Source organism: Acerihabitans sp. TG2, from assembly GCF_035013185.1.
GTDB lineage: Bacteria > Pseudomonadota > Gammaproteobacteria > Enterobacterales > Enterobacteriaceae > Acerihabitans.
This window is the reverse complement of sequence record NZ_JAYGJO010000017.1, coordinates 73,060-88,163: the sequence shown is the minus strand read 5'-3', so window position 1 is coordinate 88,163 and position 15,104 is coordinate 73,060. Positions and strand designations below refer to the sequence as shown.

Sequence of the window (15,104 nt, the reverse complement as noted above, 5' to 3'; positions counted from 1 at the left end):
CGGCAGCGGCGTTGGCTGCGCGCACTCACTCGACTATCTTTTTGAGCAAGCGCATCGGATTCTCTTCCTTGCCCTGCTTGTGCTTCGAAAAATATAAGGTATCTACACGGAATATAACCGTGAAATAAATCTTGAGTATCCAGAATATTATCTTGTAATAATAAGGTCATTCTCTCGGGAGTATACCCAGCCAGCGAGGGCAAAAGCGCCATCGTGGCTGGAAAAAATCAGAAACAGATGTAAAAACCAAAAAATGAATTTAGCCGAGCATAAAAAGCTATTTTTACCGGGACCAAGCCGGTTAAGTCAATACACTGGTACTCATCGGACTTGTTCAGCGTACACTTGTAAGCTAAAGTGATGACCAGTGGTTACTACAATCATAGTAGTGAATCGATAAAGCAGTGAATCGATAAAGCAGTGAACCGATAAAGTAGTGAGTTGATAAAGTAGTGAATTGATTGAGACGCGGTTAACCCGGACCAAGCGGTTCAGGTTGATATCATTCAAGCAGATACACCCGTACCGACATTAGGGAAAGCATGCAGCGAAAGCATTTAGGCGATATGCCCTGTCCCATCGCGCAATCCCTGGAACTGGTGGGTGAATGGTGGAGCATTCTGATTTTACGTGACGCGTTCCGTGGCCTGGGGAAATTTGATGAATTCCAGCGTAGCCTAGGTGTGTCACCCACCATACTGACCCGTCGGCTAAAATCTCTGGTAACACACGGCATCTTGTATAAACACGCCTACAGTACCCGCCCACTTCGCTTTGAATATTTGCTGACCGAACGCGGAGAGGCTTTTTTCCCAGTGATGCTCACTTTGCTGCAATGGGGCAACCAATCTCTGGCCGCCGGTGACGTCACGGTAGAGCCGATCAGTCGCCAGCACGGAATGCCGGTAACGCCGGTACTGGTCGATGATAGTACCCATGAGGCGCTCACCCATCTTAACGTGGCAATTGCTGTCGGTGCCAACGCAATACATCGGCAGGACCCGTTACAAGGAACGAAAAATCATTATGAAACACATCCGAACAAGGAATCATTATGAGTAACCGCCGAGTAGTCATTACCGGAATGGGCCTGGTTTCGCCCTTGGGTTGCGGTGTAGAAACCGTTTGGCAACGTCTGTTGGCGGGGCAATCTGGCATTCGGCCACTGCCGGAAGCCATGGTGGAAAAATTACCGGTAAAAATCGGCGGACAGGTGCCTGAACCTCTGGCTGACCCTGAGGGCGGCCTGTACCCGGATCGCTTCGTCCAGCCAAAAGATCAGAAAAAGATGGACCGGTTTATTCTGTTTGCGATGGCCGCAGCCGATGAGGCACTGCGTCAAGCCGGTTGGTCAGCGGTAAGTCAGGAGCAGCAAGAGCGTACCGCCACGATTATCGCCACCGGTATCGGTGGGTTTCCCGCTATCGCCAATGCGGTTCGTATTTCAGATAATCGTGGTCCGGGACGGTTATCGCCGTTTACCATTCCTTCATTCCTGGCCAATCTGGCCGCCGGCCATATTTCGATCAAACACCAGTTTAAAGGACCGATTGGGGCACCAGTGACCGCGTGTGCGGCCGGGGTGCAGGCCATTGGTGATGCCGTGCGTTTGATTCACAACGATGAAGCGGACATCGCCATTTGCGGCGGTACGGAAGGGGCCATTGATACCGTAAGTTTGGGCGGGTTTGCCGCCGCCAAGGCGATTTCCACCCATTTTAACGCCGAGCCGTCTACGGCTTCGCGTCCATTTGATCAAGACCGTGATGGGTTCGTGATGGGCGAAGGGGCCGGGCTACTGGTGATTGAGGAACTGGAGCATGCCTTAGCCCGCGGCGCTACGCCATTGGCAGAGATCATTGGTTACGGCACCAGTGCTGATGCTTACCATATGACCTCGGGAGCCGAAGATGGTGATGGGGCCTATCGCGCCATGAAAATTGCACTGCGTCAGGGCCACATTACACCAGAGCAGGTGAGTCATTTAAATGCGCACGCCACCTCAACCTCGGTGGGCGATCTTGGCGAAATCAATGCCATAAAACATCTGTTTGGCGAGCACACCTCGCTGGCTATTACCTCAACCAAATCGGCCACCGGTCATCTTTTGGGGGCGGCTGGCGGTATTGAGGCAATCTTTACCGCGTTGGCCCTGCGCGATCAGATTGTTCCAGCGACACTTAACCTGGATAATGTTGATTCCGCCGCCGCGGGGCTGCATATCGTGCGCGGCGCGCCGGAACCGGTCAGTATGACCTACGCTATTTCAAACGGTTTTGGTTTTGGTGGTGTTAATGCCAGTATTTTATTGAAACGTTGGCAATAACCGACCTTCAATACGTCGCGTAACCTGCAGGCGGCAATACCGCAACAACGCTGTCTGGAACAGATTTGCATCGCGTTTGTGCTGGCCTCCTGCAGGATGAACCTCAGGGATGAGGTTCATCCATTCCCCTGGTTCATGTCCACGCGATCGGTGAATCCTACCGGGTCCACATCGCCACGGTGTGGCCCCAATAGTGATATCAATCGCATAAAGTTGTAAGGACTATGCCCTGCTTCATAGTTTGCTTGTGCGCTATCTCTATATAATGCCGGTGAGGTAAACGTCGATATATTCCTTTACCAAGTCCTCATAATAAGCCACAAGGAATCCTACAATGGACGAACAGCTAAAACAGAGCGCTCTGGATTTTCATCAATTTCCGCAACCCGGAAAGATCCAGGTATCCCCCACTAAACCGCTGGCCACGCAGCACGATCTGGCCTTGGCCTATTCACCAGGGGTAGCGGCGCCATGCCTTGAAATAGCCAAGGATCCGCTGGCTGCCTATAAGTATACCTCGCGTGGCAATCTGGTTGCCGTGATTTCCAACGGTACGGCTGTGCTGGGTTTAGGCAATATTGGCGCGCTGGCGGGCAAACCGGTCATGGAAGGCAAGGGCGTACTGTTTAAGAAGTTCTCGGGAATCGATGTGTTTGATATCGAAGTTGATGAAATGGATCCTGACAAGCTCATCGAGGTGATCGCCGCGCTTGAACCCACGTTTGGCGGTATCAATCTGGAAGATATTAAAGCCCCTGAATGCTTTTACATCGAGAAAAAACTGCGTGAACGCATGAAGATCCCGGTATTTCATGACGATCAGCATGGCACCGCCATTATTTGTACCGCTGCAGTGTTAAATGGGCTGCGGGTGGTAGAAAAGAATATGAGCGATGTCAGGCTGGTGGTTTCCGGTGCGGGTGCCGCCGCTATTGCCTGCCTAAATCTGCTGGTGGCGCTAGGCCTACAGCAACACAATATTATCGTCTGTGACTCGCGCGGGGTGATCTTCAAGGGGCGGGAAGAGAATATGGCGGTGACCAAGGCCGCCTATGCCATTGAGGATAATGGCATGCGCAGTCTCGCTGACGCCATTCTGGGCGCAGATATCTTCCTGGGGTGCTCTGGTCCCGGGGTGTTAACCCAGGCGATGGTAAAAGTCATGGGCCCCAAACCGCTGATTCTGGCGCTGGCCAATCCTGAGCCGGAAATCCTGCCGCCGCTGGCCAGGGCGGTTCGTCCCGATGCGATCATCTGTACTGGCCGTTCCGATTACCCAAACCAGGTGAATAACGTACTGTGCTTTCCGTTTATTTTCCGTGGCGCACTGGATGTGGGTGCCACCACCATTAACGAAGAGATGAAACTGGCCTGCGTGCGAGCCATCGCCGATCTGGCATTGGAAGAGCAAAGCGACCTGGTGGCCTCCGCTTATGGTGAGCAGGATCTGTCGTTTGGGCCTGATTATCTGATCCCGAGCCCCTTTGACCCTCGACTGATCGTTAAGATTGCGCCGGCCGTAGCGCGGGCAGCCATGGAGTCCGGCGTCGCCACGCGGCCGATAGAGGACTTTGACGCTTATACGGAAAAACTGACGGAATTTGTTTATAAAACCAATATCTTTATGCGGCCGATATTTACCCAGGCGCGTAAGCAACTTAAGCGAGTGGTGTTGGCGGAAGGGGAGGACGAACGCGTCCTGCGCGCGACCCAGGAGATCGTTAGCATGAAGCTGGCCCGGCCGATTTTGATTGGCCGACCCAGCGTGATCGACATGCGCTTGCAGAAGTTGGGTTTACGCATCGTGGCCGGTAAAGATTTTGAGGTGGTCAATAACGAATCTGACCCGCGCTTCAAGGCGTATTGGGGCGAATACTATCAGATCATGAAACGACAGGGTGTTTCCCAAGAACAGGCCCAGCAGCGGCTAATCGGTACGCCCTCACTGATTGCGGCCATTATGGTGCGGCGTGGCGAAGCCGATGCCATGATCTGCGGTACCGTTGGCAGTTACCAAGAACACTTTTCGATTGTTGAATCGGTCTTCGGCTATCGTGAAGGCTGTCATGTTGCCGGCGCGATGAACGCGCTGCTACTGCCCAGCGGCAATACCTTTATTGCCGACACCTATGTCAATGACGATCCAACGGCGGAACAGTTAGCGGAAATTACCATCATGGCAGCGCAAACGGTGCGGCGGTTTGGTATTGAACCTAAAGTGGCCTTGTTATCCCACTCCAGCTTCGGCAGTGCTGATTGTCCGGCATCGCGCAAAATGCGTCGGACTCTCGAATTGGTGAACCAACGGGCCCCGGAACTGGAAATTGACGGGGAAATGCACGGCGATGCGGCATTGGTGGAAAGTATCCGGCACGATTTGATGCCGGACAGCCCGCTGAAAGGCGCCGCCAATATCCTGATTATGCCGAATATGGAAGCCGCGCGCATCAGCTACAATTTGCTGCGGGTCTCCTCTTCAGAAGGCGTCACCGTCGGACCGGTATTGATGGGCGTGGCCAAGCCGGTACATATCCTGACCCCGGTCGCGTCAGTGCGGCGGATCCTCAACATGGTGGCCTTGGCGGTGGTGGAGGCCCAGACCGAACCGCTATAAACCGCACCTGTTTGGCGAATAATGGTCACGAACTCACCGGCGCTCAGGCGCCGGTTCATGCAAAATTACTCCTCAATATCCGGCTCACGCGTCAATGAACGCGCAATGTATTTGTACAAATGAAAAACGGAATAATCCTTTCTGGGGGTAACCCAAACCGAACTATTCGCCGCCACAATGCCCAAAATTCCCGGTACGTTCAGCATATCCAATACTCTGGCAATAGCCCGGGCATAACCACTAATGGTCAGTATCAGCACAAAATGGGCATTGTGCTCCACACTCAGCACCATGGCGGATAGCGGGTTTTCAATCGCCGGCCTGGTCTGGTGACTCTGGTCCAGAGTATAAACCCGGATGCCTTTGGCGTTGCGCACTTTGGTGACGCCCAGGGTTTTTAACAAGCGCGATACGCTGGATTGACCAATTCGGGGATAACCGGCGCGGATCATCTCCCGGCGGATTTCATCTTGGGATATATAGCTGTTACTGCTGATAAGTTTGTGACACAAGGCCAGTTTTTGTTGTTCATCCTCTCGCTGGACGGGTGATTTAGTCATCATAACAAGTCAACCTGGATCAGGTAGGTAATTGGGGAACCATTGTTGAATCAATCGACCAGACAGACAACCTGGGGTACCGGGCGGTGTGGCCAGTCGATGATCCCACGCGCCTTTTAATTGAGTAAACTCAGCTTTCCCGTGAAGATCAGCCCCAGTGTCAGTACTGCCACCAGTACCAGTAGTGCTGCGAGGGTGGTTTCACATCGTAGAAATACGCGCGTTGCCCCTTGGCTTTTTTTATGCCATGCATAGACGACAATGCCCGGCACAAACAGCAGCGAGGACAACAGCATTTGCCCACCTGCGGCGTAACAGAGCCATAAGCCGTATAACGTACCTACCAGGCCTAAGAGGATATCGGCGCCACGGTGTTCATCCGGCCGATAACCGGTACCTTGCCAGGCCAGTTTTAGCCCGTAGGCGGCGCTGAGTAGATAGGGGGGAAGAATGGCGGCAGTAGCGATGGAAAACAGTGCCTGGTATCCTGCGCTGTAAAACAACGTCAATAATAAAAATAGCTGGATCAGACTATTGGTGATCCATAGCGCCACCATCGGTGAGTTACTGGCATTCTTTTTCGCGAATATCACAGGGAACATGCCGTCTTTAGCTGCCACGAACGGCAGTTCGGCGGCAAATAACGTCCAGGCCAATAGGGCGCCGGCCACGGATAATATCACCCCGGCAGCGACAAATTTGGCGCCCCATGCACCGACGATATGTTCCAAGACCCCGGCCATAGAGGGGTTTTTTAGGCCGCCCAATGCGGCCTGATCCAATACGCCCATCGATAGCAGACTCACCAGCAGATAGATAGCCAGGCAGCCTACTAACCCAAGTACCGTGGCCTTGCCGATATCAGCCCGTTTAGCCGCCCGGGTTGATACTACCGTGGCGCCCTCAATGCCAATAAATACCCAGGTTGTGACCAGCATGGTACTTTTCACCTGCGCAAACAGTGCTGGATGAGCATGGTCAACCACGATCATTCGGCCCCAAAAATCGGCGCTAAAGATGTCCAAGCGAAACGCCACCACGGCGGCGGTGATAAACACCAGTAACACCAATACCTTGACTACCGTCAGGATAGTATTGATCAGCGCGGCTTCTTGCACGCCGATCAATACCAACAGATGTACCGACCACAGCACGAGGGACGCACCAAGAATCGACTGCCAGTTATTGCCCAGGCCAAATACCGGGAAAAAAAAGCTTAACGCACTAAACAACAGCACGGCATAAGAAACATTGCCCAACCAGGCGGAAAACCAATACCCCCAGGCTGCCTGGAAACCGATAAAATCACCAAAGCCGGCCCGCGCATAACTATAAATACCCCCCTCCAATTCGGGACGTCGTTTATTGAGCATTTGGAATATCAGCGCCAGGCAAATCATGCCCACCGCCGTAATGCCCCAACCGATGAGTAACGCGCCAGACGACGCGGAGTAGGCTAAATTCTGCGGTAGGCTAAATACGCCACCGCCAATCATTGAACCGATGACCAGCGCGATCAGCGCGCTTAGACCTAATTTTTTGCCAGACATAGTCAGTCCCTCCTACGGCGCCACGGCGCCGTGGGTTAAACAGTGTCATAGGGAAATACGGCAACCCAGACCGGGCCGCCGCATAATGTTAATCGCCGAGCGTGGCCACCATAACGGCCTTGATGGTGTGCATACGATTCTCCGCTTGGTCAAACACGATGGAATAGGGCGATTCAAACACGTCTTCGGTGACTTCCAGCCCTTTCAGGCCATAGGTTTGCTCGATTTCTTTGCCTAGCGTGGTCTGTTCATTATGAAATGCCGGCAGACAATGCATGAATTTAACCTCTGGATTACCGGTGGCTTTCACAACCGCCATATTGACCTGATAGGGTTTCATCAACGCCACTCGCTCAGCCCATGCGCTTTTGGCTTCGCCCATGGAAACCCAGACGTCGGTATACAGAAAGTCCACGCCAGCCACACCCTCATCGACATATTCCGTCAGCGTGATTTTTGCCCCGGTTTGTGCGGCGATGGCCCGGCATTGTGCTACCAGGTCGTCTTGTGGCCGGTAACTGGCGGGCGAGATCAGTCGAATATCCATGCCCATTTTCGCGGCGCCGACCATCAGTGAGTTACCCATATTGTTGCGGGCATCCCCTAGGTAAGCGAAAGCGATTTGATTCAGTGGTTTGCCGCCGGCATATTCTCGCATGCTCATGAGATCGGCCAGGATTTGAGTCGGATGGAATTCATCGGTCAGGCCATTCCATACCGGTACACCGGCGTAGTGGGCCAGCTCTTCAACGATCTGCTGGCCGAAACCCCGGTATTCGATGGCGTCATACATCCGGCCGAGTACCCGAGCGGTATCTTTCATCGACTCCTTATGACCGATTTGTGAGCCTGATGGCCCGAGATAAGTGACCTTTGCACCCTGGTCGAAGGCCGCCACTTCAAAGGCGCAACGGGTACGGGTGGAGGTTTTTTCAAAAATCAGGGCAATATTTTTCCCACACAGGTGCTGCTGCTCATAACCGGCGTTTTTGGCTTTTTTCAGGTCCACCGCCAAGGACAGCAGGAACTGAATTTCGGCCGGGGTATAGTCGAGCAATTTAAGGAAATGACGGTGATGCAAGTTGTAACTCATTATTTTTTCTCTTGATAATAGATAGACGTTGTCGAGTCTCTCCGCACTCGTTAATCACGAGTGATACGGGTGCCCTTGGTCCCATGCAAAATAGCGACGCCATCTGCTAGCGCCCCGATGCCGACCATTCCGCCGGTGGTATTGACAAATTCACAAGCGGCCTGGATTTTTGGCCCCATCGAGCCGGAGTCAAAATGCATTGACGCCAATCCCCGGGGCGTTGTCTGCCGCAAGGCCTCCTGCGTGGGTTTACCCCAGTCGGCATACACGGCATCGGCATCGGTCAGGATCAGCAACGCATCGGCGTTGATTTGACGCGCCAGCAGCGACGCCGACAGGTCCTTATCGATTACCGCTTCGATACCCCGCATTTCACCGTGGATCGCGGCGACCGGAATACCGCCGCCGCCGCTGCAGATCACCAGATGGTCATGGGCGGTCAGGGTGGTGATCGCCTGCGCCTCAATAATTCGTTGCGGGCGAGGGGATGGCACCACACGGCGCAGGTATTGTCCGTCAGCTTTCATTACCCAGCCGTTGCCGACGGGTAGCGCAGCTACCTGCGGCGCGGTATATACCGGGCCGATAAACTTAGTGGGTGCCTGGAACGCCGGGTCGTTCGGATCGATTTCCACCTGGGTTAGCACAGCGGTAACCTCAGTGTCCGGCAGGCGGTTTTTCAATGCCTGGATCAGCATATAACCAATCATGCCCTGCGATTCGGCGCCGAGAATGTCCAGAGGATAAGGTGGCACGTCATGGCAGGCGCTGTTTTGTAGCGCCAGCAGCCCTACCTGCGGGCCGTTACCGTGGACCAGCACCAGCCGCCATTCCTGGCTTAAGGTGGCCAGGGTCGCGGCGGCCATGGCGATATTACTGCGCTGGATCTCCGCATCTAAGGGTTGCCCGCGCCGTAGCAGGGCGTTGCCGCCGAGGGCGACGACCAAAGTGGGTTGGTGTCTGTTCATAGGGGTCCTGTTGATGAATAGCGGATTACACATCGTCACGTTGAAGTGGGCAGCTCATGCAGCGGGCGCCTCCGCGACCGCGACCCAGCTCATCACCGGGAATACTCAAGACGGTGATACCGGCTTGGTCATATTTTTCGTTGGTAAAGGTATTGCGCTCATAACCGATCACCACCCCAGGACGAACCGCCAAAACATTGTTGGCATCGTTCCACTGCTCGCGCTCCGCTTCGAACTTATCGCCACCGGTGGCGATAAGTTCTATGTGATCCACCTCTAACGCCTGTCCAAGTGCGTTAAGAAAATGCGGCTCCTCGATCATGCACAGTCCGCCATGTTCGTCGGGCGTCAGGTTCCAATAATGGCTATCTGCTTGTATTACCGCCGGGTAGACTGAAAATTTATTAATATCCAATTGGGTAAATACCGTATCCAAATGCATGCAAGAGCGATGTTTGGGTAATTGCAGCGCGATGACTCTTTTAGCTTGATGATGTTTAAATAAAGATCGCGCCAGTAACTCAATACCCTGAGGCGTGGTTCGTTCCGATATGCCGATTAATACAATGCCTCGGCCGATAACCAATATATCACCGCCCTCAATGGTGGCGTTTTCATCAGTAATCTTTTGCTCATCAAAATAGCTAATAAAGGGATGTTGAGCGAATAAAGGATGCCAGCGATAAATCGCGCGTAAATTATCGCTTTCCCTTCGTCGTGGCACTTTTGCCATTGGATTAATGGAAACTCCATGATAAATCCAGCATGACGTATCACGGGTGAATAAATGATTGGGCAAGGGGTTGATAATAAAATCGGCGTCATTATGTGTATTGACCACCATGTTGACCATACCCGCTGGCACCTCGCCATAGGTCAGGCCTCCGGTCAGTATCCTGGCCAGTTGTGAATCAGGCAGGGCACGCAGCCAGCCTTGAATTTCAGCCGCGTAAGAGGGCCCGAGACGGAAATCTGACACTTGTGTGGTCAATAACCATTCCTTGGCCTCGTTGATGGCTAACGTCTCGGCCAACAACTTGGACAGTAATAAGACTTCTACATCTTGTTGTCGCAGTGTTTCAGCAAATACATCATGTTCCTTACCTGCTCGTTCTACCGATAACACATCATCAAACAACAGATCCTGACAATTAGATGGGGTTAAATGCTGCAAACTTAAATTTGGGCGATGCAGCATGACGCGCCTCAGCCGCCCTATTTCAGAACCGACGTAATGCGTTGACATAGTTAATGCCTCTCTGTGAGTGATAACATTTAATGAAGTGATGTAATTTCCGTTAAAATAATTGTAAGTAATGAATCAATAATGAAGTCCGTTATTAATCGATGGCGAGATAATAATAATTGGATGGGTTTCATTAGTGATCTACATCACACTTATAGGGTTTTTGACCAAGCTGAAGATGTTATTTGATAATCGTCATTATTTGATTGAATAGTTCAGGGAGGACGATGAATATTTATGTAGATGTCGTGCTTTATCTTCCAGCGGACAGCTTTTTTTCTTAATTGGCTATTAAAAGTGGCGTTTCTTAATTTCATGATTTCGTAGGCATTATAATTTTCAAGGTTGATTTATTTTCCGGTTATGCGAATAACAGGATTAATTATCATGTGAAGAAATATTATGCATGGAATGTTATGCGGATAAATACGGGTTTAAACGTCAGCCAAAATTGAGATGGATTTAACGGTTAATATAAAAACTCAGTTATTACAATGGATTAATGAAGGGGTGTGTGCTAGGTTGTTATTAATTATGCACTTTTATTGATTACTATTCCACCGCGACGGCGGTCAATGCGCCGTTCGCAGGGATAGTTATTCAGGGGGTTATTTAGTCTGGGATTGAGGGGTGCGGCGATACAGGCGTCGGGGATGACCGATATTGCCGTAGCGCATTTCGACACAAAGAAAAGCGGTTTCAACGCAATATTCTAAATAGCGGCGCGCGGTGGTCTTGCTTAATCCGGTCTGACTGACGATATCATCGACAGAATGAAGGTCGCTGTCACCGTGGATGAAAATCTGACGTATCAGACCTAGGGTATTCTCTTCAATGCCTTTGCAGCCAGCTTCCTGGTTAAAGCTCTTGGATTGTAATTGATAGAGATTGTCGACATTCTGCTGATCCACTATCTTAAATGCGCGCTGAGTGGTGGCAAACTGGATAAAACGCTCTAATGAGTGGCGCAGGCGCTTCCATGATATGGGTTTAAGAATATAGTCGAAAGCACCGCAGCGGATCGCCTGACTGCAGGTATCCATATCGCTGGCGGCGGTAATAAATATTACCGAGCAATCGAGGCCCCGCAGAATATCACTCTCCATCAATGTAATGCCTTGTCCATCCGGCAAATAATTATCCAATAATACCAGCCGCGGCCGTTTTAGCTGCAGTTGCTCGCGCGCCTCATGCAGTGTGCCGACAATGCCGACGAGACGGAGTTTCTCATGATTATCGATCAAATCGGCGTGCAGGCGCGCCAGTGAACGTTCATCTTCAACAATCAGCACGTCATAAATTTCAGCTTGCATAAGTGGGTCCATCTGCAGTAGAGGAACCCGGAGACAATGGGTCGCTCATTGGAATAAATACGGAAAATACCGTTCCGTAAGGTTGGTTGGCGGAAACCTCGACAGCGCCGCCAGCATGATCAACGTAGCTGGCGACCAAATGCAGCCCCAGCCCATGATCGCCATGGGTTTTAGTGGTGACTCCCTGAGTAAAGAGCCGTTCATAGTCGCCGTCTGCCACACCAATGCCCTGATCGGTGATTTCAATCACCAGATCGCCGCGGCCACCAACAATATACACTTCGATCGGATAGCGCTCTCCATCCCGCTGCAACGTCGCCTCGATAGCGTTATCAAGCAGGTTTCCGATGATCGACATAAGTTCAGTCTTGCGTAAACGAGAAGGAATCTGGGTTAACTGACAGGCCGGATCGAACAGGATTTCTACCCCTTTTTCGCGCGCGCTGGAATATTTTCCCAATAGCAGACCACACAGGGTTGGCGAACAAAATCGCGCCGAAACAAAATCAAGAATCTCCTGGGCACTTTCTGACTGGGCCTCTATATACTGGATTGCCTCGGGGTAGCGTTTCATGTGTAGCAGGCCCGCCAGCGTAGCGGTCCAGTTGAGCTGTTCATGGCGTAGGATCCGCAGGTTATCCGCATAGCGTTTGACCTGGCTTAATTGGTTATTCAAGCTGTCGATATCGCGCTGATCGCGAAAACTGATCACCCAACCCTGCAGCGTATCCTCCAGCATGATCCGTACCCGGCTGGCAATCACCGTCACGTGGTTAAATACGCACATTTCGTCATGGGTATCGCGAGCCAACATGGTCTGCTGTTCCAGGAACGGGATCGGCTTAATGACCTCGGCCAGCAGGCGGCCACGTAATTGACGGGATGTCTCTTTCAGGGATAATAGCGACTTGGCTGCATGATTGACTTCGGCAATACAATAGTCTTTATCAATGGCTATCACGCCTTCAAAAATAGCCTCCAGCAGGGCTTTTTGTTTTCGTACCAACAAGCCAATTTCCCGTGGTTCAAGGGAAAACATCTGCTTTTTCATGGTGTTAGAAAACCACCAGGAAAAGATGAATAACGCCAATAATAGCAGCAAGGCCATCGCAATAATATTGAGTAGTATTCCTGCACTGAGATGATCAATATGGCTTTTTAAATAACCGATCGAAACGATGCCAATAATATTGTTCTCAGCATCAATGATTGGCGCTTTGCTACGCAACGATATACCCAATCCTCCCCTGCGAATTGAAATTATTGTTTTTCCCGCCAGGACTTCGCTATTATCGCCACCCACCATGGATTTTCCAACCTGCTCCGGGTAACGGGAATGATAAAGATGTATGCCATTGCGATCGCCTATCACAATATAACTGGCGTCGCTGCGGCGGGCCAATTTATCCATCAAATGTTTAATGTCGTTTATATTATGCCGGTGAACCGCATCAATAAGCGAAGGGAATATGGCAATTTCCCTGGCCTGAACCTGAGCCCGTGCGCCAAGTTCAGCGTAAAGCTGTTTATCTTGATCGTAATAATAATAAATACCAATCAGCATTAGCAGAAGCGAGAAGAATATAATAAGGCTCAAAAAAAGCTTTATATGAAATGAAATTCTCGCGTGCATAATAATCTAATGCCTGTTGGACAGAAATCATTGATTTTCAAGGTTAGCATGATTGAAAATAGTTGTAAGCCGACGGCAGCATAAAGTGTGATCGCAAACACAGCCTGATGTACGGACTGAGGGTTCCAGTCGCAATGATAAAGGGCGTTATGGGTAAAAAACATTTTTATTACGAGTTATTAACACAAAATAGGTTTTAATAAAAACCATTAAAACCATAAAATCCATTAACGCCATAAAAGTCAATAAAATTCCAGTTGGCGAAATTGATTGGGGTGAGTAGATATGAAATAATAAAAACCATTAACACCTTAAGTGCCTTTAAAAAAGCGTGTTTAATTTGAATGCAATCACATAAAATATTCTCACCGACCCCTATCATTTTTGCACTAATTAATAAGGGGGCTGATGATGAGCACAACCGATGACAGCTATATTGTGGTAACTGATACAGTAAACGTAAAAAAAATCCCATTAAAAGAAAAATGGTGGCATATCCTGGATAATTGGAAGATCGGTATTATTCCATTGCCTATGTTTGTGCTGGCCGGTGTTCTGATTGGTATTGATTGCCTCAGCGGCAAATTGCCCAGCGATATTGTGGTTATGGTGGCAACCCTGGCCTTTTTTGGTTTTGCCTGCGGGGAATTTGGCAAGCGGCTGCCTATTATCGGTAAGATGGGTGCGGCAGCGATTTGCGCCACCTTTATTCCATCAGCCCTGGTGCATTATGGCCTGTTACCCCAGGTGGTGATTGCGTCCACCACCACGTTTTTTAAAAGCACCAATATTCTCTATCTCTATATCTGCTGCATTATTGTCGGCAGCATTATGAGCATGAATCGGCGCGCGCTGATTCAAGGCTTCCTGCGTATCTTTTTCCCCATGTTGTGCGGTGAAGTGGCTGGCATGATTGTGGGTATGGGCGTTGGCATGATGCTGGGTTTGCCGCCGTTTCAAATTTTCTTTTTCCTGATTCTGCCGATTATGGCGGGTGGCGTTGGTGAAGGGGCCATTCCATTGTCCATCGGATATGCCGCGCTGTTACATATGCAACAAGGTGTGGCGTTGGGCCGAATTTTACCCATAGTGATGTTGGGTGGTTTGACCGCCATCATTATTGCCGGCTGCCTTAACCGTCTGGGCAAACGATACCCACATCTTACCGGCGAAGGCAATTTAATGCCGATGAAACCCGGAGAAACCCAGGAAACCACCGAGGAGTTGACCCAGACGCCACAGGGAGCGGGCGGAAAAGTCGATGTGACCACCATCGCGGCGGGCGCATTGCTGGCGGTATTGCTGTACATGGTTGGCATGCTCGGCCAAAAGCTGATTGGTTTACCTGCGCCGGTTGGCATGCTGTTTATCGCGGTATTGATCAAGCTGGCTCATGGTGTCTCGCCACGTATGCTGGAAGGCTCCCAGGTCGTGTATAAATTTTTCCAGACCTCGGTAACCTACCCGATTCTGTTTGCGGTTGGGGTTGCGATCACGCCGTGGCAGGAGCTGGTAAACGCGTTCACGATATCTAACCTGTTGGTTATCGTCAGCACCGTTGGCACGCTGGTCGCCACCGGATTTTTCGTCGGTAAAAAAATCGGTATGCACCCCATTGATGTGGCCATCGTCTCCTGCTGTCAAAGTGGCCAGGGCGGTACCGGCGATGTGGCGATCCTCACTGCGGGCAATCGTATGGAGCTTATGCCGTTTGCACAAATTGCGACCCGTATAGGTGGCGCGATAAATGTGTCGGTTTCCTTACTGATATTGAGCAATTTTCTTATCTGACATTACGTTG

General features: G+C 51.0%; 11 protein-coding genes. 4 read left to right on the top strand and 7 right to left on the bottom strand.

All coding sequences use genetic code 11. From position 1 onward, the window contains the following. Positions 1 to 542: 542 nt before the first annotated feature. The 3 genes from SJI19_RS15530 to maeB all read left to right on the top strand — a co-directional run bounded on the left by SJI19_RS15530 (position 543) and on the right by maeB (position 4,940). Complete coding sequence (locus tag SJI19_RS15530; RefSeq protein WP_323479172.1) at positions 543 to 1,058, top strand: helix-turn-helix domain-containing protein; 516 nt, start codon at positions 543 to 545, stop codon at positions 1,056 to 1,058. Further along, on the top strand, positions 1,055 to 2,326 hold the full coding sequence (gene fabF, locus SJI19_RS15525) for a beta-ketoacyl-ACP synthase II (protein ID WP_323479171.1): 1,272 nt from the start codon (positions 1,055 to 1,057) through the stop codon (positions 2,324 to 2,326). The genes SJI19_RS15530 and fabF overlap by 4 nt, the downstream gene beginning before the upstream one ends. 334 nt (positions 2,327 to 2,660) lie before the next feature. Further along, complete coding sequence (gene maeB, locus SJI19_RS15520; protein WP_323479170.1) at positions 2,661 to 4,940, top strand: NADP-dependent oxaloacetate-decarboxylating malate dehydrogenase; 2,280 nt, start codon at positions 2,661 to 2,663, stop codon at positions 4,938 to 4,940. 65 nt (positions 4,941 to 5,005) lie between these two features. Here maeB and SJI19_RS15515 read toward each other — a convergent pair whose 3' ends face one another. The 7 genes from SJI19_RS15515 to SJI19_RS15485 form a co-directional block, all read right to left on the bottom strand. Next, positions 5,006 to 5,500: an ArgR family transcriptional regulator gene (locus SJI19_RS15515; protein WP_323479199.1), complete on the bottom strand. Its 495-nt coding sequence runs from the start codon at positions 5,498 to 5,500 to the stop codon at positions 5,006 to 5,008. A 116-nt stretch (positions 5,501 to 5,616) separates the two neighbouring features. Continuing rightward, complete coding sequence (locus SJI19_RS15510; RefSeq protein WP_323479169.1) at positions 5,617 to 7,050, bottom strand: basic amino acid/polyamine antiporter; 1,434 nt, start codon at positions 7,048 to 7,050, stop codon at positions 5,617 to 5,619. Between the two features lie 88 nt (positions 7,051 to 7,138). Next, a complete protein-coding gene (argF, locus tag SJI19_RS15505; RefSeq protein ID WP_323479168.1) occupies positions 7,139 to 8,143 on the bottom strand; it encodes an ornithine carbamoyltransferase in 1,005 nt (334 codons plus the stop codon). Between the two features lie 50 nt (positions 8,144 to 8,193). Beyond that, positions 8,194 to 9,111: a carbamate kinase gene (gene arcC / locus SJI19_RS15500; RefSeq protein WP_323479167.1), complete on the bottom strand. Its 918-nt coding sequence runs from the start codon at positions 9,109 to 9,111 to the stop codon at positions 8,194 to 8,196. 25 nt (positions 9,112 to 9,136) lie between these two features. Further along, entirely contained in the window at positions 9,137 to 10,357 is a 1,221-nt protein-coding gene (arcA, locus tag SJI19_RS15495) for an arginine deiminase (RefSeq protein WP_323479166.1), read from the bottom strand. A 608-nt stretch (positions 10,358 to 10,965) separates the two neighbouring features. Next, on the bottom strand, positions 10,966 to 11,670 hold the full coding sequence (locus tag SJI19_RS15490) for a response regulator (RefSeq protein WP_323479165.1): 705 nt from the start codon (positions 11,668 to 11,670) through the stop codon (positions 10,966 to 10,968). Then, positions 11,660 to 13,303: a sensor histidine kinase gene (locus SJI19_RS15485; RefSeq protein WP_323479164.1), complete on the bottom strand. Its 1,644-nt coding sequence runs from the start codon at positions 13,301 to 13,303 to the stop codon at positions 11,660 to 11,662. Before SJI19_RS15485 ends, SJI19_RS15490 begins: the two co-directional genes overlap by 11 nt. Before the next feature lie 411 nt (positions 13,304 to 13,714). Here SJI19_RS15485 and SJI19_RS15480 point away from each other — a divergent pair, with 411 nt between their 5' ends. Beyond that, the gene (locus tag SJI19_RS15480) at positions 13,715 to 15,094 is read left to right on the top strand and encodes a 2-hydroxycarboxylate transporter family protein (RefSeq protein ID WP_323479198.1); all 1,380 of its coding nucleotides are present in this window, start codon (positions 13,715 to 13,717) and stop codon (positions 15,092 to 15,094) included. Positions 15,095 to 15,104 lie beyond the last annotated feature (10 nt).